General features: G+C 63.1%; 18 protein-coding genes and 1 CRISPR repeat array. Of the genes, 3 read left to right on the top strand and 15 right to left on the bottom strand.

What is annotated here, in order from left to right:
• The 3 genes from Mrose_RS18835 to Mrose_RS08000 all read left to right on the top strand — a co-directional run.
• The coding region (locus Mrose_RS18835; protein ID WP_182482731.1) for a hypothetical protein at positions 1-426 on the top strand (426 nt) is incomplete at its 5' end.
• A 2-nt stretch (positions 427-428) separates the two neighbouring features.
• The gene (locus tag Mrose_RS18575) at positions 429-719 is read left to right on the top strand and encodes a hypothetical protein (RefSeq protein WP_147371590.1); all 291 of its coding nucleotides are present in this window, start codon (positions 429-431) and stop codon (positions 717-719) included.
• A 17-nt stretch (positions 720-736) separates the two neighbouring features.
• On the top strand, positions 737-2,191 hold the full coding sequence (locus Mrose_RS08000) for an Eco57I restriction-modification methylase domain-containing protein (protein ID WP_119277181.1): 1,455 nt from the start codon (positions 737-739) through the stop codon (positions 2,189-2,191).
• Here Mrose_RS08000 and Mrose_RS07995 read toward each other — a convergent pair.
• The 15 genes from Mrose_RS07995 to cmr4 all read right to left on the bottom strand — a co-directional run bounded on the left by Mrose_RS07995 (position 2,126) and on the right by cmr4 (position 20,181).
• Entirely contained in the window at positions 2,126-3,238 is a 1,113-nt protein-coding gene (locus tag Mrose_RS07995) for an ROK family transcriptional regulator (RefSeq protein WP_245969728.1), read from the bottom strand. The two genes, Mrose_RS08000 and Mrose_RS07995, sit on opposite strands and share 66 nt — an antisense overlap.
• A 115-nt stretch (positions 3,239-3,353) precedes the next feature.
• Positions 3,354-4,400, bottom strand: coding sequence for a Gfo/Idh/MocA family protein (locus Mrose_RS07990; RefSeq protein WP_119277177.1), 1,047 nt, complete (start codon positions 4,398-4,400; stop codon positions 3,354-3,356).
• Between the two features lie 196 nt (positions 4,401-4,596).
• A complete protein-coding gene (locus Mrose_RS07985) occupies positions 4,597-5,367 on the bottom strand; it encodes an ATP-binding cassette domain-containing protein (protein ID WP_119277176.1) in 771 nt (256 codons plus the stop codon).
• A gap of 2 nt (positions 5,368-5,369) precedes the next feature.
• Complete coding sequence (locus tag Mrose_RS07980; RefSeq protein WP_119277189.1) at positions 5,370-6,590, bottom strand: sugar ABC transporter permease; 1,221 nt, start codon at positions 6,588-6,590, stop codon at positions 5,370-5,372.
• Between the two features lie 104 nt (positions 6,591-6,694).
• On the bottom strand, positions 6,695-7,732 hold the full coding sequence (gene xylF / locus Mrose_RS07975) for a D-xylose ABC transporter substrate-binding protein (RefSeq protein WP_119277174.1): 1,038 nt from the start codon (positions 7,730-7,732) through the stop codon (positions 6,695-6,697).
• Between the two features lie 777 nt (positions 7,733-8,509).
• Positions 8,510-10,246, bottom strand: a complete 1,737-nt coding sequence (locus tag Mrose_RS07970) for an McrB family protein (RefSeq protein WP_147371592.1) — start codon at positions 10,244-10,246, stop codon at positions 8,510-8,512.
• Entirely contained in the window at positions 10,243-11,616 is a 1,374-nt protein-coding gene (locus Mrose_RS07965) for a DUF2357 domain-containing protein (protein ID WP_119277170.1), read from the bottom strand. Before Mrose_RS07965 ends, Mrose_RS07970 begins: the two co-directional genes overlap by 4 nt.
• A gap of 105 nt (positions 11,617-11,721) precedes the next feature.
• A CRISPR array of direct repeats spans positions 11,722-13,657; the repeat unit is 37 nt; unit sequence GTTTCAATCCTCAGTGAGCTTAATTGCCCACTGCAAC.
• Positions 13,658-13,836: 179 nt separating this feature from the next.
• Positions 13,837-14,136, bottom strand: coding sequence for a CRISPR-associated endonuclease Cas2 (gene cas2 / locus Mrose_RS07960; RefSeq protein WP_119277168.1), 300 nt, complete (start codon positions 14,134-14,136; stop codon positions 13,837-13,839).
• A 10-nt stretch (positions 14,137-14,146) separates the two neighbouring features.
• On the bottom strand, positions 14,147-15,166 hold the full coding sequence (cas1c, locus tag Mrose_RS07955) for a type I-C CRISPR-associated endonuclease Cas1c (RefSeq protein WP_119277187.1): 1,020 nt from the start codon (positions 15,164-15,166) through the stop codon (positions 14,147-14,149).
• Positions 15,163-15,816 carry a CRISPR-associated protein Cas4 gene (gene cas4 / locus Mrose_RS07950; protein WP_119277166.1) on the bottom strand — a complete coding sequence of 218 codons (654 nt, stop codon included), beginning with the start codon at positions 15,814-15,816 and terminating at the stop codon, positions 15,163-15,165. Before cas4 ends, cas1c begins: the two co-directional genes overlap by 4 nt.
• A complete protein-coding gene (locus tag Mrose_RS07945) occupies positions 15,817-16,863 on the bottom strand; it encodes a putative CRISPR-associated protein (protein ID WP_119277164.1) in 1,047 nt (348 codons plus the stop codon).
• A complete protein-coding gene (csx2, locus tag Mrose_RS07940) occupies positions 16,860-18,026 on the bottom strand; it encodes a TIGR02221 family CRISPR-associated protein (protein ID WP_119277162.1) in 1,167 nt (388 codons plus the stop codon). The genes Mrose_RS07945 and csx2 overlap by 4 nt, the downstream gene beginning before the upstream one ends.
• Positions 18,023-18,997 carry a type III-B CRISPR module RAMP protein Cmr6 gene (gene cmr6, locus Mrose_RS07935; RefSeq protein WP_119277160.1) on the bottom strand — a complete coding sequence of 325 codons (975 nt, stop codon included), beginning with the start codon at positions 18,995-18,997 and terminating at the stop codon, positions 18,023-18,025. Before cmr6 ends, csx2 begins: the two co-directional genes overlap by 4 nt.
• On the bottom strand, positions 18,978-19,391 hold the full coding sequence (gene cmr5 / locus Mrose_RS07930) for a type III-B CRISPR module-associated protein Cmr5 (RefSeq protein ID WP_119277158.1): 414 nt from the start codon (positions 19,389-19,391) through the stop codon (positions 18,978-18,980). Before cmr5 ends, cmr6 begins: the two co-directional genes overlap by 20 nt.
• Positions 19,381-20,181, bottom strand: coding sequence for a type III-B CRISPR module RAMP protein Cmr4 (cmr4, locus tag Mrose_RS07925; protein ID WP_119277156.1), 801 nt, complete (start codon positions 20,179-20,181; stop codon positions 19,381-19,383). The genes cmr5 and cmr4 overlap by 11 nt, the downstream gene beginning before the upstream one ends.

The raw sequence follows: 20,181 nt of genomic DNA, 5'->3' as shown, positions 1-20,181 counted from the left end.
CCGGTGGCCCCCGCCAGCCCCCCCGCGCTGTACTACGGCTACGAGGGGGACATGGGCGATCCGGCTTTCATCGAGTACACCAACGGCAAGTACACTGCCGCCGCGGAGTACGCCTCTATACTCTCCGGGGTCGCTGCCATCGCCCCCGCCGACGCCCCGCTGAAGATCGTGATCTACGCTTCCTGGCGGGCCAGGTGGCACCCCCTCTACGGGCGCTGGGTGCGCATCTACCCCAAAGACCCCATCGCCCTGCGCATGGAGGGGGACCGGCTGGTGTGCGAGGGCTACCGCCCGGCGGACTGGGTGGTGGAGATGATGCCCGAGGGCTTCAACTTCCCCGGCTTCGATCCTCAGCGGGAGCGCTTCGACGACTTCAAAACCCCCTACAAGCTGCCGGTCGAACTCGACCCCCACGCGGGGAGGTGAGCATGGCCAGGATCGAAGCGCTGCTGCTGAAGGCGTTGGGAGGTCTGGCCCTGGGGCTGGCCCTGCTGGCCCTGCCCCCCCTGCTGCAACCGGCCCGATACCTCACCCCGGTGGCCCGGGCCCTGCCCGAGGGCTCGCTGCCCCGCCAGGAGGCCCTGGCCACGCTGCGCCAGAACGCGCTGGCCCAGCTCAGCCTGGGCGGCCTGGCCGGGGTGGTGCTGCTGGGGCTGGGCGGGCTGCGCTCGGAGGTGGCCCGGCTGCGCGAGCGGCTGGAGGAGCTGGCGGAGGACTGACCGAGGACCGCACCACGATGACCCCTGACCTGCCCCCTGCCGCCCGTGTTTCTCCGGAAGCGCGGGCGGCAGTCGAGCGATTGGCCTCCAGCGCCGAAGCCACCGCTCGGGGTGCGGTCTACACGCGCCGGGAGGTGGTCGATTTCGTCCTCGATCTGGTCGGCTACACACAGGACCGGCCCCTCCACGAGAAGCGGCTGCTGGAGCCCGCCTTTGGCGGGGGGAACTTCCTGCTTCCGGCCATCGAACGCCTGCTGAGCGCATGGCGGGCGGCGAGGCCGGACGGTTCCCCCCTGGCCGACCTGGCCGGGGCGATCCGGGCGGTCGAGCTGCACCACGAGACCTTCCGCGGCACCCACGCCTCCGTGGTGGCCCTTCTCCGGCGCGAGGGGCTGCCCGCCGACGTCGCGACGGCCCTGGCGGACCGCTGGCTGCTGCAGGGGGACTTCCTGCTGACGCCGCTGGAGGGCGAGTTCGACTTCGTGGTGGGCAACCCGCCCTATGTCCGCCAGGAGCGGATCCCGGCTTCCCTGCTGGCGGAGTACCGCCGTCGCTACCCCACCTTCAGTCACCGCGCCGACCTCTACGTGCCCTTCTTCGAGCGGGGCCTGTCGCTTTTGTCGCAGGGCGGCTGCCTGGGCTTCGTTTGCAGCGACCGCTGGATGAAGAACCGCTACGGCGGACGGTTGCGCAGCCTCGTGGCCGAACGCTTCCACCTGAAGGTCTACGTCGATATGGCGGACACCCTGGCCTTCCACTCCGAGGTGCTCGCCTACCCCGCGGTCAGCGTCATCAGCCGCGAGGCACCGGGGGCCACGCGCGTGGCCTACCGTCCGGCCCTCGACCGGGCGACGCTGGCCGCACTGGCAGACGCGCTTTGCGCACCGATCCTGCCGAAGAAACCTGAACCCGAACCCGGCCCCGGCCAGGTGCGCGAGCTTGCCCGGGTCGCCCACGGCGCGGAACCCTGGCTGCTGGAGTCGGCGGACCAGGCGGCGCTCCTTCGCCGCCTGGAAGCCGCTTTTCCCACCCTGGAAGAGGCGGGGTGCAGGGTCGGGATTGGGGTCGCAACCGGCGCGGACGAGGCCTTTATAGAAGCGAGGGGGTGTGGGGGAGCTATAAAACCCAGCGGCTTTAGCCCTGGTCGCCTCGCCACGGCGAGGCGAGGACTCCCCCACGTGCCCCGCAGGGGCATGTGGCATAGTGGGCGGCTGGTATGTGATAAAATGCCCATCGGTCTGGTGCGGCGAAAACCAAGCCGCACTCTTGACCAAACTCCGTACCGTGGGACACACGGGAAGTCACGCTTGAGGAGACGGTCGAAATACCGTGCATCACCGTGTAAGACGCTCGTACCGGGCGCAGTGGTGAGCCCAAGAATCCCACGCGCTTTAGCCGTGGGAGTGTCAACTCACCTCTTCGTAAGCCATTTGCTCCATAAAAAAGTCTGCTGCCAAGGCTCCCACCCCTAACAGCGCCGCCTCCCGGCCCAGCGGCGAGAGCGCCACCTGCTCGGGGGCGTGCACCGAGAGGGCGTAGCGGGGGAGTTTGGCCTGAATCAACCGCAGAAGAGCCTCGCCGGTGGCCTCGACCAGCGGCCCTCCCAACACCACGCGCTCGGGGTCGAGGGTGGCCAGCACCACCGCCGAAAGCTGGGCCAGGCGTTCGGCCATCTCACCCAGCCGGGCCAGGGTGGGGGCTTCCTGCCAGCGGCGAAGGCTGAGAAAGGCCTCGGCGCAGCCGCGCTTGCCGCAGCGGCAGGGGGGGCCCTGGGGGTCTAAGGAGATGTGTCCCACCTCTCCTGCGTGGAAGCGGGCCCCGTGGTAGACGCTCCGCTTCACCACCACCCCGCTCCCGACCCCTACCCCCAGGCTCAGGTAAACGCAGTGCTCCAGGGCCAGGCTCCCCAGGGCATAAAGGCCGTAGGCCGCGGCGTTGGCCTCGTTTTCCACCACCGCCAGGGTCTTGTTTAGCCCTAGCGCCTCAAGCGCCGCACGGAAGCGCTCCAGCAAGGGCAGGTCGGCCCAGCCCAGGTTGGGGGCTAGGGTCAGGTGGCCCTGGGCAGGCTCCAGAAGCCCCGGGATGGAAAGGCCCGCGGCCAGCACCCGCACTCCCGAAAGGTGGGGCGCGGTAGCCGCTTGCAGTTGCTCCAGCGCCGCCGAGAGGCTGTCGGGGGCCGGGGGCAGCACCGCTCGAGCCCGCACCTCCCCCCGCAGGTTCAACAGGGCTACCGCCATCCGATCGAGGTCAATCTCCCAGGCCAGCACTCCATGACACTCACCCTCGAGGTCGAGGGCTACCGAAGGGCGGCCCTGGCCTGTGGGGGGCAGCGGCTTCTCAACCAACAACCCTTCAGCCAATAGTTCGGCGACCGCCTCAGTGACGACAGAAGGCGAGAGGTCTAGCTTGCGGGCCAGCCTGAGCCTGGAGATGCCCGCCTCGGCCCGGATGGCCTGGAGGATACGCGCACGGTGCCAGCGCCGCAACTGTCGGGTGCCGCCAAGGGGGGTGGTTCTCATCGCTTTGGCCATAGGAGCTTCAGGGAACAGGTATTTATTTCTAGTTACGAAATAATAAGGGGGTATCCCCTAGCTCGTCAATTGGCCTGGATGGGGTGTTCGCCTGAGACACAGGCTACCCCACGGCCACCCAGTCTTGCTGTTGGCTGCTTTGCACCACCGCCTCGATCACCTTCTGGGCAGCCAGGCCGTCCTCAAGGCTGGGCGAGGGCTGCCGGTGGGTACGCGCGCCCTCGAGAAAGCGCCGGGCCAGCTCGATGAACTGAAAATAGCCCCAGGCGCTTTCTGGGTTGCGCCCCCGAAGCAGGCTGGGGTCAGGCGTGACCGGTTGATAGAAACCGGGACGACGGGCCAGCAACAGTTGGAAGCTGTCTCCCTGCCCCCACAGGGCGGGCGAAAGCTTGAGGGCCCCCTTGCTGCCCTGGATTTCCAGCTCGAGCCGCTGGTCTGCGCCGATGTGTACCCTCGAGAGCGAAAAAGCCCCGCTAGCCTCGCCCAGCCGGGCCAGCACCGCCCCTTCATCGAAGTTGGTGACCGGGTCAGGGCGCTTTAGGTGAATGTGGGCCTGGGTCATCACCTGGGTAAACTCGAGGCCGGTCACCATACGCACCAGGTCGAACAGGTGCGCTCCCAGGTCGGCCAGCGCACCCCCGGCTCCGCCGATCTCTGCTTTGGCCCGCCAGGTGGTGGGGCCTTGCGGGTCGCCCATGAAGCCCCCGTGGAAGTAGCCACGCACGTACAGGATTTCGCCCACTTCGCCCGACTGCACAAGACGCTGCGCGGTCTCGGCGGCCAGGTCGCCCCGGCTGGTGAAGGCGGTCAGGCCGATGCGCTGATGGGCTCTGGCAGCATCCACAATGGCCTGCCCCTCCTGCACGGTGCGGGCCAGCGGCTTGTCCATGAAAAGGTGTTTGCCCGCTTCAAGGGCCTGGATGCCCAGGGGGGCGTGGGTATCATCGGTGGTAGAGACGGCCACGCCGTCGCAGGCTGCTAGCAGGTCTTCGTAGCTCTCAAAGGCTCGGACGCCAAACTGCTCAGCCAGTTTTTGGGCATGGGTCGGGGTGCGGCTATAGATGCCGGCAATTTCGGCCCCCGCATCTTTGAAAGCTGGAAGATGGGCAAAACCGGCCCACCAGCCTGCCCCCACGATACCGATTCGCATAGGGTTCTCCTTTCAGTCACCACCTCAATCGCCTCGACAATCCAGTGCGGAACGTCCAGGGCCTGCATGGGCTTTCAGCCCACCAGCCCAACCCGTAGCCCTTTGCCCAGCCCTGCGCAACAGACCGGGCAGGCCGCTGCTCGGGCAAAGATACGGTTAGCACGGGTTGACCGCCTGTTCCCTCGAGGCCTGTCCCTCAAGCTCGCGGCGCAGGCTGGTCGGCAGGCCGGGCGTTTTTGGGCATCACTCCACCGATAATCATGCCCAGTACGTCGTCGTGGGTGACGTCCTGGGTGTAGACGGTGCCTACCAGTCGTCCGTTTTTCATTACCGTGATGCGGTCAGCCAGGTCAAAGACATCGTGCAGGTCGTGGCTAATCAAAAATATCCCCACCCCCTCGGCCTTGAGGGCCTTAATGAGCTGGTGGACTTTCTGGGTTTCCTCCGGCCCCAACGCTGCCGTGGGTTCATCCATGATCAGGCAGCGGGCTTTGAAATAGATGGCCCGCCCAATGGCCACGGTCTGGCGCTGGCCCCCCGACATCTGGGCCACCGGCAGGCGCAGGGAAGGGATTTTCACCCGCAGCCGATCCAGGGTCTTGCGGGCCTCGAGTTCCATGATGTCCTCGTCCAGCCTCACCCCCCGTACCTTCTCCCGCCCCAGAAATACGTTGGCCACCGCATCCAGGTTGTCGGCCAGGGCCAGGGTCTGGTAGATGGTCTCGATACCCTGGGCCTGGGCATCCTGGGGGGTGCGAATCTGCACCTCCTGCCCGTTTACCCAGATCTGGCCGGAGTCGGCCCGGTAAGCGCCGGAAAGCACCTTGATCAGGGTGGACTTGCCCGCTCCGTTGTGCCCCAGCAGCCCCACCACCTCGCCGGGGTACAGGTTGACCGATACGTTGTCCAGGGCCTGGTTCCCTCCGAAGCGAAGACTGATGTTGCGCATTTCAACCAGCGGGGTCATGCTTACCTCCGACTCCTCAAATAGACGCTGTTCCAGATAACGGCTGCCAACAGTACCGTCCCCAGCACCACGTTCTGCCACTCGGTGGGCAGTCCCATCAGCACCATCCCGCTACGCAAGGAAGACATCAGGAGGGCCCCCAGGGCCGCGCCCACGATGGTGCCGCTCCCCCCCGCCAGGGCCGTTCCCCCAATCACCGCTGCCGCGATCACGTCGAGCTCGAGGAGGTTCCCCATGCTGTTGGTCACGAAGTTCAAGCGGGCGGCCTGCACCGCCCCGGCCAGGGCGGCCAGCATCCCCATCAGGGCAAACACCGCTACCAGCATGCGCTTGACGTTGATACCGGCCAGCAAAGCGGCTTCGGGGTTTCCCCCAATGGCAAACACATAGCGGCCAAAACGGGTATTGAGCGCCACCCAGTTCAACACAAACAGCACAATCAAGGTAATCAGCACCGGCACCGGCATGCCCCGGGGCACGTTGGTGCCCGGATAGGGGAAGGCGTTCATCACCAGCACGAAGGCCAGGGTCAGGGCCAGCAGAGCCCCGTTGACCACCACCTCGGCCCACATCGGACGCACGGGCAGGCCGTTTTTGATACGCCGGTTGCGGTTGGTGAGGGCCTGGTAGACGATGTAAGCCATCACCGCCAACCCCACCACCCAGGTCCAGAACTCCCCAATCGAGCCGTTGAGGCCGCCGCCCAGCACCTTGAAGTTATCGTTGAGGGGGCCAATGGTGCGCCCACTGGCCACAATGAAGGTGGCGTTGCGAAAAATTAGCAATCCCGCTAAGGTAACCACAAAAGCCGGTACGCCCCAGTAGGCCACCCAGTACCCCTGAAAGGCCCCGATCAGGGCCCCGAGCAGTAAGCCAGCCAGCAGCGCCAGAAGCCAGTTCCCACCCCAGCCCAGGGGTGGAACCGTCTGGATCAGGGCCATGATCATGCCGCTGAAGCCCAGAACAGAACCGACCGAAAGGTCAATCTGGCGCGTCACGATCACCATCACCATGCCGCCCACCATGATGCCCACCACGGCTGTCTGGACCGAAAGGTTCCAGAGGTTTTGCGGGCTCAGGAACTGCCCCGGCTGGCCCATGGTGAGAATCTGGAATACTGTCCAAACCACCGCCAGCACCACCAGCATGGTCAGGATACGCCCATCCACTCCCAGGCTGCTGACCAGGCTGGTGTGGGCCTTCGAAACACTTTGCATCTGCATGCGCTGGTCCTCCACCTGCTTTTGATCGTTAAATTGGGATTATATCGCTATTGGAGCCCACAAATAGGGTGGGCAGAGCCCACCCTATTCATCCGACCGAGGAACTAACGGCAGGCAGCCGGCGCGGTCGAACCGCTAACCCCTTGGCAGAGGGCTTGCTTGGTAATCCAGCCTGCCCGCAGCACTACGTCGAGATTCTGACGGGTAATCGGAATGGGCTTGAGCAGGAGGGCGTTCATGCGAACCTTATTGGGGCCGTCGGCAAATACTGTTCTGCCCGGCAGCTTGTCCATGGGGGTGCCACGGGCCATGAGCACGGCGGCTTCGGCGGCCCTACGGCCCAGCTCGCGGGCATCCTTCCACACGCTCACGGTCTGAAGGCCGCGGGCTACGCGGTTGAGCGCAGCCTGGTCGCCGTCCTGACCCGAGACCGGCACCTTACCGGCCAGGCCCACCGCGGCCAGCGCAGCCACCACACCCCCGGCGGTGCCGTCGTTGGAGGCCACCACCGCGTCTACCTTGTTACCGTTGGCGGTCAGAATCTGCTCCATGTTGCGCTGGGCCACCTCGGGCTTCCAGCCCTCGGTGTACTGCTTGCCCACCACCTTGATATCGCCCCGCTTAATGGCCGCGTCGAGCACCTCGAGCTGGCCTTTATGCAGGAAATCAGCATTGGGATCAGTGTTGGCCCCCAGGATAAAGACATAGTTGCCTTTGGGACGAGCCTTGAACACCTCTCTTGCCTGCATCCGGCCCACTTCCACGTTGTCAAAGGTGATGTAATAAGCGTAGTCGTTCTCGATCAGGCGGTCATAGGCCACCACTGGGATCCCGGCGGCCTTGGCCTTGTCAATGGCGGGCAGGATGGCATCCTTGTCCCAAGCCAGAATAATCAGGGCTTTGGCACCACGGGCGATCAGAGCGTCTATGTCGTTGAGTTGTTTTTCCGAGGAGCTTTGCGCGTCGGCGCTGATGTAGGTTGCCCCCATGCGACCAAGCTGTTCACGGATGGCCCGCTCGTCTATCTTCCAGCGCTCTTCCTGGAAGTTGGCCCAGCTCACACCCACAATTAACGGCTGAGCAAAACTGGCCGCTATAAGCACAAACAACAAAAACACCAACATCCTGGCGAGTGACTTCATGTCCTCCTCCTCTTCAGGTTGAGCCGAGACGACCAGAGGGCGTGCTTGAGAAGGCCTTGGTTTTTTCGACTCAAGAAAAAACTATCATTGCATCTCCAGGCTGTCAAGTTGTTGTAATTTGGTCAACACATCTGAGACTCGTGGGTACACGGCAAGGTCGTGTCAAGATTTATGTGTAGGGGCCCCTGAGTTCTCCCACCAGGCAGCCACTTCTGGAGGGTGGACATGAAGGTGGCTACCGAGAGGCTGTTGCCGCTACCAAGAAGGACCATAGACAGCGTGAGCAGCGGGATCGAGAGGGCAACCGCCAGCAGCCCGAAGCTTCTACGGCTACCGGGTCGACGAGCGGGACCCCAACAGCGGGGTGGTGTGCACGAACACCACGCCCAAGCTGCTGCCGACCATGACCTTCGAGTAGGCCGGGTGTGCCCGGGAAGACCCCGTGGGGCCCGGAACTGAAAGTTCCCGACCCACGCTAGAGCGGAGGGGGCGGGCGTAGTTCCGGATCGAGACCTGCTGACCCCTCGAGCACGGCCCGCAACCACCGCCTCGCCGCCCGGGTACATTTCCCTTAATATTCGTTAGGGGAAATGTGGGCGGTTTGGGCCTCGAGGGGATGGGGGCCGCCCCCGCCCCCTCGAGGCCGCCCCAACCCCAGCCCCTAACTTAGGCCCCTCCACGGAGGGGCCTTACTTTTCGTTTTATGCGGTCGGCGGTCTTGAGTCCGTCCTGGACGGCATTATTATTCGGTATGGGTCCAGAGATAAATAATCCGGCCTAACCCAACGCGGCGGCGTACCCTTCGTGCTGGAGTTGGAGCCAGAGCCGGCGCAGTTGCCCGGCAGTAGTGGGATAGGGGGTAGCCGCATCAGGGTCTTCGAGGTCCAGCCCGAGCCATCCCGCCAGGCCCTGCAGCAGGCCCTCGAGCTGGGCCCGGTTGCCGTGCAGACGGGGGAGCAGCTTGCTGGACAGCGCCGCGTCGCGCGGATTCCAGTCTTCCACCCTCAACCGGCGGGCGTGGGACAGGAAGGCCAGCACCTCGTCGGCCACGCGGTAGCCGAAAGGCCACTGGTGAGCCGAAAAGTTGCGATGCACCTCCAGCAGCCACTCCCTATCTTCCGGGGCCACCCCCAATCCCCGCCAGTCGCGGCGGGCCTCCAGGCGCAGCCCTTCGTCCACGGGCTCGTCGGGCTGGGGCCCCTCGAGGGCCCCGTTTAGGTATCCCGCCAGGTCCACGTCGTTGAGCTCGATCACGAAGGCCCGGTCCAGGACCTTGGGGCTGAAGGCATAGGTAGTCTCGTCGACGTTGACGGTCCCGATCACCCAAAGGTTCTCGGGCAGGCGCAGGCTCGAGGGGATCCCCTGCTGCCTCTCCACGTCCGCGCTCAGATGCAGCGGGATGGGCTCACCGCTCTCCAAAGCCGAGAGGAAGTCGGCGAAGTAGCGCTCCACGTGGGCCAGGTTCATCTCGTCGAGGATAAGGAAATGCGGCAGGTCAGGTTGCCGGGCAGCCTGCAGGATAAAGCGGAGCGCCGGGGTGAGCTGGTAGTCCCCGCTGAGGGGATTGACGTAGCCCAGCACGCCCCGGGTGTCCGTCCAGTCCGGCTTGACCGGGATCACCACGGCCTCCCCCAGGTATTCCCCGACCCGCAGGGCGAGCTGGGTCTTGCCCGTCCCGCTGAGCCCCGAGAGGATCAGTAGCCGCTTGGTCTGTAGCGCGGCCAGACAGTGGGCCAGCTGGGCTCGCGTGAAGGCCAGGCCGCAGGAGCGCAGGTAGGCCTGCAGATCGTCGAAGGCGTGCGCGGGAGAGGCCGTGCCGTGGGATTGCCGCTCCTGAGCTTCCGTGCTCCCTTCGGCCCCCACGCCCGCCACCAGGGCGGGCAGGTGCCACAGCCCGCTCTGCACGTCCAGGAGGTGCCGGACCGGGATCCCGGCCTCCTGCCATCGGGGCAGGAGCTCCCGCAGGATGGCGTAATAGTCGCGCAGCAGCCCACCCGGAGTGTCGCCTTGGGGGGCACGGTGGCCAAGCACAGCCAGGCCATTGGCGATCCCCCGCAGCTTATAGGGAGGGTGGTTGTGGGGGTCGTGGACGAAGAGGAAGTACGAGGCGATGTTGGCCTGTCCCCCTTTCCCGCCCAGGGCCTGCAACTCATCCTGGGCTTCGGGGTCCGAGAGGCGGGACTCGAGCACGCTCCAGAAGCCGTCAGCGTCCCCGGTCTGCCACAGCAGCCGGATGGCCTCACGGAAGGCCTCGGGGTGCCGGCGCATCAGGCCCCTGAGCTTGTCCGCGCTGCGCCAGCCGAGGATGTTGAGGTTGCGGTGGAAGCTCCTGGCCAGCTCCTGGGCGTCGGCCTGGCCCTCGAGGAAGCGGGTGATGACCTCCCGAGCCCTCTCGGCGCCCGGCACCTTGTAGGCCTCCTCCTTTTGGATGTGGTCCCAGCGGTCGTGGAGGTAGCGGATGGCGGTCTCGGCGGTTTCTGCGGTCTCTGCGGCTGTCTGAGGCATTTGATTCATGACGAACTCCCCGGTCTGAGAATCCAGGCCCCGATCCCCTCCGAGCGCAGGAGGTCGGAATGGGCCCGGAGCAGGTAGGACCTCTCCGCGCTCGCCTCGCCGGCCCCCTCGGAAGCGCCCGGGTAGACCACCCAGGCCGAGCGGCACCCCCGGAGGGCGTCGCGGTAGGCGTGCATCTTGTAAAGGTCCTCGAGCTTGGCCTCGCCCCCCTCCTCGCGGCGGAACTTGGCGTCCAGCACGGTGAGCGTGCCGTCGGGCCAGTGGACGGCGAAGCCGGGCCGCAAGGGGAGGGAGTAGCTTTCGGCGGGCGGGCGGTAGGTGCGGTTGTAGTACAGGCTGCCCTCGGGCAGCCCCACCGACGCCTCGTGGCCCTGGGCGAGGTCGACGTGCAGGCCGCTGGCGCTGCGGCGGGACGGCAGGCGGGGCCGCTCGACCCCCAGCCGGCGCTGCAGCTCGAGGAAGACCCAGTACTCGTAGAGCACCTCGGTGTTGCGCAGCCCTCCTCGGAAGGCCTGCTCGAGGCCGGCCCAGCGCACCCGCGCCCCGCCCAGCAGCAGCGCGTAGCACTCCCGCAGCTCCCGGTAGCCCCTGCGGCGTAGCAGCACGCGGGAGTTCCCCGGGTAGTGGCGCAGGCGGCCTGCCCCGTCGAGGGGCCTGCGCCGCAGGGCCCGCCCCAGCCCGTCGGCCAGCCGCGCCGCGTGGGGGTCGTCCCTGAAGGGGCGCAGAACGGCCAGCATCCCCTCCACCGCGTGGCGCACGAAGCGGTTCTCCGGGGTGTCATGGCTCGGGCTGAGGTGCTCGTCCAGCCAGCGCCGGGGCTGCGCGTTCACCGGGGACCGGGGCCCCGCGGCGGGCACCAGCTCCCCGGCGGCAGCGACCCGGAGCAGGGCCTCGGGGCTCGCCCGGGTGGCCTGCCCCGGCTCCACCCAGCGGGCCTCGCGGGCCAGGGCCTCGTGGGGGCGGGCGTGAATGGCCTCGAGGGCCTCCAGCACCCGGTCGCCCAGCCCCCGCAGCAGCAGGTACTGCACGTAGCGGGTGCCGGGGGTGGGCTCCGGCGTCAAGCTGGCCCCGGAGGCCAGCTCGGCCAGGGGCAGCCCGCTGACGGCCCTGCTGAGGTCCTGGAGGAGCCGCTCCCAGGCGGCGGGGTCCAGCTTCTCATCCTGGATCCGCAACGACAGGGGCTCCCCGTCGCGCCAGAGGCGGGCTTCCCCCATCCAGCCGCCGGTGGACAGGCTCCACAGGCCGGGGACCAGCGGCGCGACGGTGAGGGCTTGAGGGGGCTCGAGCCGCACCTCCTCAGCCCGGAGGTGGTAGCTCCGCCAGGTGGTGAGCGCTTGGGGGTCCACCTCTCTCCCGGCTAGATACAACATGGATTACATAGTACATGTCCAAGAATAGCCAAAGCAAAGTGGTGGTTCAGAACCATCCTCCCAGTATCGCGGTACAGCAACAAGCAGCTCTACCGGTTGGCCAATGTTTCAATCCTCAGTGAGCTTAATTGCCCACTGCAACCAGTGCGAGCCACAGGAGAAGGGAGAACCAACCTTAGTTTCAATCCTCAGTGAGCTTAATTGCCCACTGCAACCGCCGGGGTTGCGTAGCAATCCCCATTGGCCTGGCGACGTTTCAATCCTCAGTGAGCTTAATTGCCCACTGCAACTCGCTCGATCCGGCGCCCAACCCGAACCAGTGGTGGGATGTTTCAATCCTCAGTGAGCTTAATTGCCCACTGCAACGCACGGGTGTGGGCGGAGGAGGCGGGCATGAATGTTTCAATCCTCAGTGAGCTTAATTGCCCACTGCAACTGTGTGTGCGCCTAGGTGCGCCTAGCCCTAGGTGCAGTTTCAATCCTCAGTGAGCTTAATTGCCCACTGCAACGCTCCGGCACCCGCCGAAGAGGTTTACTTCCGCTTTGTTTCAATCCTCAGTGAGCTTAATTGCCCACTGCAACGAGAGCAAAGGAGGCTTACATGGCTACAGCAGCGCTTGTTTCAATCCTCAGTGAGCTTAATTGCCCACTGCAACGGGCTACACCGCTGGAGGAGCAACCCTCACGGGAGTGTTTCAATCCTCAGTGAGCTTAATTGCCCACTGCAACCTCCCACGCCCATTGGGCGTTCGGCGCAGTAGCATAAGTTTCAATCCTCAGTGAGCTTAATTGCCCACTGCAACGCCTGGAAAGAGGAAACCAAGCAAAAAGCGACTACGTTTCAATCCTCAGTGAGCTTAATTGCCCACTGCAACCTGGATCGCCCTGAGCTGGCAATCACCTCTGAAGGTTTCAATCCTCAGTGAGCTTAATTGCCCACTGCAACAGGGGTGGAAGCCGTGGCAGAGGTAGCCCTGCCCGCGTTTCAATCCTCAGTGAGCTTAATTGCCCACTGCAACGGGGAAATCCCCATCTGGTAGGCAAAATCCCAATTTGGTTTCAATCCTCAGTGAGCTTAATTGCCCACTGCAACCTTCTTGCGCTATGGCGTCCTGCCGCCCGCTCCCGTTTCAATCCTCAGTGAGCTTAATTGCCCACTGCAACCTGCGCACACACGGGTGGTGGTTTCATGGACCCTCTGTTTCAATCCTCAGTGAGCTTAATTGCCCACTGCAACTTGACCTCCGCCACAATCATCTTCGAGGACGGAGGGTTTCAATCCTCAGTGAGCTTAATTGCCCACTGCAACCCGCTGAGGTAGCTCCGGGAGCGGGGGCCGATAAGGCGTTTCAATCCTCAGTGAGCTTAATTGCCCACTGCAACATGGTACGCGTGATGCAACCGCGATTGCACCAGCCGGTTTCAATCCTCAGTGAGCTTAATTGCCCACTGCAACGCGCGGGGGCCGCCCAAAGCGCACAAAGATTTTGGGTTTCAATCCTCAGTGAGCTTAATTGCCCACTGCAACCGCGTGCCCTCCCGCGCTCCCGCGCGCGCGCGTATAGAGTTTCAATCCTCAGTGAGCTTAATTGCCCACTGCAACTTTGGTAGCTTGGACGCTGCAGGCCCCCAAGCCTAATGTTTCAATCCTCAGTGAGCTTAATTGCCCACTGCAACACACGGAGCCTAGGCGCACGCACACCTAGGCACACAGTTTCAATCCTCAGTGAGCTTAATTGCCCACTGCAACCTCGTGATTTTCCGCGGCGCGGCGGTAGCGGAATACGTTTCAATCCTCAGTGAGCTTAATTGCCCACTGCAACGTGTAGCGCCGCCAGTAAGCCCGCTCGCGCCGCACGTTTCAATCCTCAGTGAGCTTAATTGCCCACTGCAACGCGGTAGCCCACATGCTCCAGGCCTGCGAATGGCTGGTTTCAATCCTCAGTGAGCTTAATTGCCCACTGCAACCACGCACCCCCACCAGCCAGCGCCCCTGGGCCCGCAGTTTCAATCCTCAGTGAGCTTAATTGCCCACTGCAACGGCCTCAAAAACCCACACGTGCAGGACTGCATTTATTGCCAGCGCTGCGCGAACCTGGGAGCCAAGGCCACCTCCGCAGTGCGAGGTGCTTCACAGTATAGCGAAGTTTTCAAAGTACCCAAGCCACAAAATGGCTTTGCGCGAACCTCCTGGATTTTTGCAACTACTAGGGGTTCGCGCTAAAGGACTAGGGGGTCATCGAAGTCCTGGTACCGGTCTTGCCCGTGTGTTCTCAAGCATTTTTCCCGCCCGCCTGGAAGGGTGTAGATACGCAGGCTGTCCTTGTCAGGCTCGATCACCTTGAGCAGCTTGGCCTCTAGCTCCTCGAGCTGGGCCCGGGTGACGCGGCACTCGAACACCGACATCTGGACCCGCTGGCCGTAGTTCTTGCAGACCTTAGCCACGCGGGCCAGCCGCGCTTTGCCTTCCTCCGAGATGGTATTGACGTCATAGGTGACCAGGATGTCGAGCCGTTCCATCGATGCACTCCTACTTGCCCACGAAGGGCACATACTCCGGCAGATCACCCCGCAGGTAGCGGGCGAGCAGGCGGGCTTGGATATGGGGCAACAGACCGATGGGCACAGGCTCTTTGAAGAGCGGGTGCTGTACCGTCTCCTGACGGCGCTTCTGGAAGGCGACGATCATCTCCTTGCGACCGTCCTCCGACAGGAGCACTGCCCCGCCGGGGCGTTCTTCGAAGTGCCTCGAGGTCAGTTGTTTGCGGTTGAGGAGGGCCAGAACCAGGCGGTCACCCCACCAGGCGCGGAACTCCTCGAGCAAGTCCAGGGCAAGTGCGTTCCGACCCGGACGCAAAGCGTGCAGGAAACCCACTTGTGGGTCAAGGCCCACCCCCTCCAGAGCAGCGGTGCACTGGGTCGCCAAAAGAGCGTACACAAAGCCCAGCAGGGCGTTCACGGGATCGCGCGGAGGGCGCTTGTTGCGGCCGTCAAAGCAAAACTCACCCAAGAGCAAAAGGTCGCCAAAGGCGGAGAAGTAGGCACTGGCAGCCTGTCCTTCAAGCCCTCGCACCTCGTCCACCGATTGGGCGCGAGGAAGCATCCGCAAGGCAGCCTCGTGCTCGGCCAAGGCACGGGCCAAGGCCCCCGTCTCGCCGCGCTCCCGCACCGCCCGCTGAAGCACCAGACGGCTGTTTTTGAGTTTGGCCTCCACAAATCGGGCAGAAAGATGCACGACCGCAGAGGGGTTGTCGAGGACCTTGTGCTGGGCTCGCCTTAGAAGCACGTTTCCCGAAACCAGCCCCGAAAGCCGCCCTCGAAAGCGCCCCGACTCGGTAAACCATGTCACCTCGAGGCCCTCTTCGGCGCAGCGGTGCAGCAAAAAGGGCGAGATGAGCACATTCCCAAACACTGCCAGCCCACCTAGGTGGTGTAGGGGCACGTTGCGCAGGGTTATGTCCTCGTGCTGGATGCGCAGGGTGTCGCCCTCGAGACGCAGGTACACCCCCTGGGTCTGGACGTAGAGCGTGTTCAGCAGTTCGCTGGTCACGTCCGCTGAGCCCTCCACTCGACCAAGGCCTGAGGTACATGTGGCATACAGACCGAGAGCAGCGAGCAGTGGCGGCACCGCTCGTCGGCAGCGGGTGGGGGCAGACGCTCCTCGCGCAACAGCCTTCGCAGGGCGCTGATGGTGGCCAAGGTTGCGGCTCGGAGCTCGGGGGTAAAGCGCACCGGCCGCCTGCGCCGACTCGTCTTGCTAAAGAGGGCACCCTCCTCTACGCCCTGGCCGAACATCTCCTCCAGACACAAAGCTTGGGCGCAAAGCTGTACCTCAGCAGCCCGGCGTGCCAGTTCCCTGGGCCAATTGCGACCCACCTTGTACTCCACCGGGTACGGTGCCCCCTCCACAAACTCCACCACGTCGGCTCGGCCCGAAAGCCCCAGCCGCTCCGACCACAGCGGCAAAGCCCGCTCCACCCAGACCCCCTCCCGCAGTAGGCCCTCGGGCAGGTCGGCCTGCTCGTGGGCGCGGGTTCCACGCAGGGTGAACTCGTTGTCGGCCCACTCGCCCTCGAGCAGAATCAGGGCCGCCCGACGGGGGCAGTAGGTGTACTGGGCCAGGGCGCTGATGGGCAGGGGCTCCTGGGCCTCGAGCGGGGTCAGGGCTGCCTCGGGTAACAGGTCGTCCAGGTCGTCCATCTAGCCCTCCCAGAGGGTGAATTCTGCCGGCTCGAAGTCGCGCCAGCTAAAGCCCTCCTGGCACATACGCTCGTACCCGGGGCCGTGCCGGGTGAGAGCGAAGACGTAGAGCCCTCCGTCCCGTTCGGCGTAGAAAAGCCGCTCGTCTACACGCCCCTTGGGGTAGCCCAGCACATCGCCACCGCCGCTCTTGAGTTCGCTGTTGGCCGCACGGTTGGGCAGGCGTAGGCGCTGGAGAAGCTTTTGGTAGCGCTCCTGCGCGGCGGGCTCGAGGTTTTCCCAAGTTGCCCTTGCCTTGGGCGAAAAATAGACGGGAACACTTTGAGCCTGCTCAAACTCGCACCGGAAGGCCTCGAGGTAAGCTTGGCCCAGCGGTGAGAGCACCGTGTAGCCGTCGGGCATCTCCTCCAGCAGTAAACCTATCTCGGCGGGCAGCCCTCTGACCCGGGAGCGTACCTCGGAGGTAGGGCGAAGCTCGGCATCGATCCAATCGAAGAAATCGGTGTTCCAGGCAATCAAGCTGTTGTCCCAGCCGAAGGGAGAGGGTGGTAGCGTCACGATGTCGCCGAACTTCTCGTGAATGTAATAGACCGGCACCTTGAACACCAGACCCAGCGCGGTGGCGTAAGCGATCTCGGCCTTGAAGCCTCCGGTGGCATTGATGGCCGCTTGGTGACCCTGTCGGTGGACCTCACGAATCCGCCCAGCCAACAGTTGAACGAACTGCCTCAGTCCGTAGTCCACGAAACCCCTGGCCTCGTAGGCCAGACCCTGTACCTTGAACAGCTCAACGGAGAAGCCCTTTTCACGCAGGTAAGTAGCTACCCACACCGCGCACCAGCGCCCTTCCTCGGTGTCGCTGTGCAGGAGTTCTACCCGCTCTCCCCCCCGCAGCAGGCGCCCCAGCGAGTTGGTCTCGGCGCTGGCTTTGGCCGGGTCGCTACGGATGAACTCGAGGACGCCTCGAGCGTCCTCTTTGCCAATGCCCGCTCGCGCGATGTTGCCCAACAGGCTGGTACCAACAGTGGTGAGGATGACGGTGCTCATGAAACCTCCGGAAGCTCGAGGCCCAGCGAAGAGACAACTTCCCTGAGGCCATCAATTTTTTCCTCAACCTCTTTAGGGATGGATGCTTCCGTTCGAGGAGCATCTCGGAAACCAAAATGCATGAGGTCATTTCGCAAGTTCCCAAGGTCTTTCCACACACCAATAAAAGCCTCCCAGTCATCGGGTGTGGCAACATTCCCTTTGGCACAGTCGTTCAACCAATCTTCCACTGCTTTTCTCTTCTTGCGCTCAATGGGTTGCCAACTTCCTTGCCTCTTCAACTGCGCGAATGACACCATCCACTCTCGAGCCAGACCGAGCGCCTTCTCGAATTGCTGATTCTGCAAAAGCCACTCTACTTGGCCAAAGCTCTGCCTCAGTTGTTCTTCCTGCGAACCTTGCTTATCTCGGCTTAGCAGGCTCAGGCTATCTGCCAGGCGCGGCAAAAGCAGTTTGAGGGGTTCGTGTCTCGGTTCCCACTTCCCCTGTTGAGCTTTTAACAATTTCTCCTGTACCTTTTGGGCCAGTTCTCCGCTCCGTAAGGCGCGGTTAGTAGCGAGCGCCTGAGATAACGAATCCAATTCTTTTACTGCGGAATTGAGGTGCACATTGAGCGGCCTACCCCCTTTAGTTTCAATCAGTGGTCGAAATTTTCTCGCATCGCCCGTCTCCAAAAAACGGTTGGTGGCACTAGCCCAGTCCAGCATGTTCAAGAAGGGCAGTAGGTCAAGTACCGGGGTCTTCTCACCAACCCTGGCTTCAAATGCACCATACAGAATATGCTTAACTTTCACACCCTTAGCCGCCCTCAGGTACGCCACAGCAAGCAAAGCCAGAACCGGTAGGGAACGAAAACCATGGGTTATGTCGAACACCAATTCACTCTCTGCGGGTATATTTTCCTCGATTCGGTTGTATATTGTCCAGAATTGCTTTTCGTTTTTTCCCATCGGAATGTTAATCATTTTTATGTTTGGAATAGTTTCGCGAAGGACTTTCCCATGCTTACCCTTTGCCTTACGTGTGGCGCAAACCAGAAGGCTCGTGTTAGGAAACCATGCGGAGAGGGCTTGTTGCATGAACTGGGCTGACTTTTTCCGTCTCCCCCAGGTGTAGATGGTTTCGTTATAGTCTCCGGTTCCCAGTAGTGAAAGAATAATCATGTCTCCTCCAGCATTGCCCGGATTCGGTCTATATCTCCCGCACCCACTCCAATGGACTTGAGATGTTCCACGATGGCCTCGATAGTCTTTGAACGATGCCTAAGTGGATATTTCTTCAACTTTGCGGCTATTTCCCGTACGTCGCGCATGGGGTCGCGCAGTTTGATTCGCTCAATTAGTGGGCGGAACTCGAGGTAAATCTCCTGGGCAATATCCGCATCGGTTTTTGGCTTCTCGGGTGGCCTAACCTCAAAATACCCATACCCCGCATTGGTCTTACCCCCCAAGCCCAGGTTTTCCAAACCCCACTTGAGCATCTCGGCGGCCTTGTAGGGCCAGTCCTGGGCGTTTTCGGCGGGGGAGGTGATGGGAATGCAGAACTTTACTCCCGGCTTCACCGACAAAAAGGCCACGGGATTGGGGTCGTCGAAGTCGGTGGGCCAGACCGCGCCTTTTTTGCCGTAGTATTCGCGGTGATGCACGGTAATCACATCCGACTGGAAGGGCTGGCTGCTGGCGGGGTCTAACCAGCCGTCCCAGTAGACCAGGTAGGCCGCGTTGCCCTGGTTTTTTCGCTTGGGGTCGGGGCCTTCGCCCAGCAGCACCGCTTTTTCCTGCTCGGTAAGCCCATAGCGCTCGGCCACCCGGCGCAGCAGGCCCTTTAGCGCGCTGCCCGGCAGGTAAGGCGTGCCGTAGGTGTGGTGCAGGGCCAGACCGTTCTCCAGGGGGCTGCTGTTGCCCAAGCCAATGGCCAATGGGGTGCGGGTGGTGGCCTCGAGCCAGATTGCGCCCTTGAGGCTTTCCTTCCAGCGCTCGAAGGCGGTGCGGTACACGGTAGAGACCTGGCTGTTGGCAATATGGGTCAGGAGTTCCCGCGCCGAAGCGTTTTCATCGTCTTGCTGCTTCAAGTAGCGTTGAAGGGCCAGCCCGGCGTGGGGGGGTGGGGGAAGGTTAAGTCTGCTGGCTCTCATCGTGTCCTCCGGTATGCACGCCCAGCACGCTGGCGGCAAAGCGCTTGAAGTAGACCCAGGCTGAAAGCACCCGGCGGGTGTAGTGCATGTAGCCGATAGCGTCTGTTTGCTGAACAGCCTCGAGGGCGCTTTGCACATCCAGAATGTCGCCCACATGCTTCAGAAGCAACTTGTGTGCCTTGTTCCGATCAGTCTCTTTTTGATTGGGATTTACCCTCGCCTTATCTGCGCTAAAAGCCAGCGCCTGGCAAAGCCCGCTCTGCCGCACCAGGATGGGAAAGTTGTGGCACAGGCCGCCGTAGATGTTCTTGACCTCTTCATTTTCGCCTTCAAGGCTGCTGACTAGATCGAGGGCTTTTCTCATATCCGCCTGCGCGCGGGTCTTAAGACTCATGCTTCACCCCCATCCGCCGCAACAGCCCCCTTCCCACGCTGGCCTGGCCGCCTATTTGGATGTAGGGCCGGTTGATTTCGTCAAAGCCGCTCTTGCCAATGGCGAAGCTCGAGAAGACCGTCTCGGCGGGGATGGCTTCTTCGTACCAGAGGCCACCGCGCACCACTGTTTTAGAGTCCGAATCCAGTTTGACCCGTGCGATAATCTCCATGCCCATCTCGCTGAAGTAGGCAAATACGTCGTTCGACACCAGGGCAAAGCGCTCAACAAAGTAGCCCGCTTCCTCACCGAACACCAGTTTCCCAAGTTCCTGCGCCAAGGCATCTGCGTCCCCGACTTTTGCGCTCAGGTCTATGTCCTCGAGGATCACCTGATTGTTGTGGGTAATCTGCGTATTCTGCGGCAGGAAGGCTTCTTTTTGCCCTGGATTCGGAATCGTAGCTTTTAGCTCGGGAAGGCCCAAAGCCTTCTGGTCCCGCTTGAGCCGCTCGAGCACCAGCGGGCAGGTCAGGAAGGCAAAGGTGCCCGCGTACGAGCGCACCGGCAAAAACAGCACCCGCGCGTCGGTCAGGGTCAGTTCGGCAGCGTTTTCCAGGGAGCCGAAAAGCTTATTGCTTTGCTCATCCTCGCGCCCGTCCCGCAGCACCCCCTTCAGGCTGCTGGCCGGAATCACCGGGAAGCCGGTGGCGGCCTCGCGGGCTACCGGAAGGTCAATCACGCTGCTTGAATCCTGCCCGGTGCCGGGGTGTACCGGCGTGAGGGCCTGCCAGAAAACCATTTTTGCTTGCAT

It is taken from the genome of Calidithermus roseus (genome assembly GCF_003574095.1).
GTDB lineage: Bacteria > Deinococcota > Deinococci > Deinococcales > Thermaceae > Calidithermus > Calidithermus roseus.
Note: the sequence above shows the minus strand (reverse complement) of the source record. Positions and strands in the feature narration are given on the sequence as shown.

What these genes read in the sequence shown, in the direction of transcription:
- Mrose_RS18575 (WP_147371590.1), top strand. Translation starts at nt 429, where the DNA reads ATGGCCAGGATCGAAGCGCTGCTGCTGAAGGCGTTGGGAGGTCTGGCC.
- Mrose_RS08000 (WP_119277181.1), top strand. Translation starts at nt 737, where the DNA reads ATGACCCCTGACCTGCCCCCTGCCGCCCGTGTTTCTCCGGAAGCGCGG.
- Mrose_RS07995 (WP_245969728.1), bottom strand. Translation starts at nt 3,238, where the DNA reads ATGAGAACCACCCCCCTTGGCGGCACCCGACAGTTGCGGCGCTGGCAC.
- Mrose_RS07990 (WP_119277177.1), bottom strand. Translation starts at nt 4,400, where the DNA reads ATGCGAATCGGTATCGTGGGGGCAGGCTGGTGGGCCGGTTTTGCCCAT.
- Mrose_RS07985 (WP_119277176.1), bottom strand. Translation starts at nt 5,367, where the DNA reads ATGACCCCGCTGGTTGAAATGCGCAACATCAGTCTTCGCTTCGGAGGG.
- Mrose_RS07980 (WP_119277189.1), bottom strand. Translation starts at nt 6,590, where the DNA reads ATGCAGATGCAAAGTGTTTCGAAGGCCCACACCAGCCTGGTCAGCAGC.
- xylF (WP_119277174.1), bottom strand. Translation starts at nt 7,732, where the DNA reads ATGAAGTCACTCGCCAGGATGTTGGTGTTTTTGTTGTTTGTGCTTATA.
- Mrose_RS07970 (WP_147371592.1), bottom strand. Translation starts at nt 10,246, where the DNA reads ATGAATCAAATGCCTCAGACAGCCGCAGAGACCGCAGAAACCGCCGAG.
- Mrose_RS07965 (WP_119277170.1), bottom strand. Translation starts at nt 11,616, where the DNA reads ATGTTGTATCTAGCCGGGAGAGAGGTGGACCCCCAAGCGCTCACCACC.
- cas2 (WP_119277168.1), bottom strand. Translation starts at nt 14,136, where the DNA reads ATGGAACGGCTCGACATCCTGGTCACCTATGACGTCAATACCATCTCG.
- cas4 (WP_119277166.1), bottom strand. Translation starts at nt 15,816, where the DNA reads ATGGACGACCTGGACGACCTGTTACCCGAGGCAGCCCTGACCCCGCTC.
- Mrose_RS07945 (WP_119277164.1), bottom strand. Translation starts at nt 16,863, where the DNA reads ATGAGCACCGTCATCCTCACCACTGTTGGTACCAGCCTGTTGGGCAAC.
- csx2 (WP_119277162.1), bottom strand. Translation starts at nt 18,026, where the DNA reads ATGATTATTCTTTCACTACTGGGAACCGGAGACTATAACGAAACCATC.
- cmr6 (WP_119277160.1), bottom strand. Translation starts at nt 18,997, where the DNA reads ATGAGAGCCAGCAGACTTAACCTTCCCCCACCCCCCCACGCCGGGCTG.
- cmr5 (WP_119277158.1), bottom strand. Translation starts at nt 19,391, where the DNA reads ATGAGTCTTAAGACCCGCGCGCAGGCGGATATGAGAAAAGCCCTCGAT.
- cmr4 (WP_119277156.1), bottom strand. Translation starts at nt 20,181, where the DNA reads ATGCAAGCAAAAATGGTTTTCTGGCAGGCCCTCACGCCGGTACACCCC.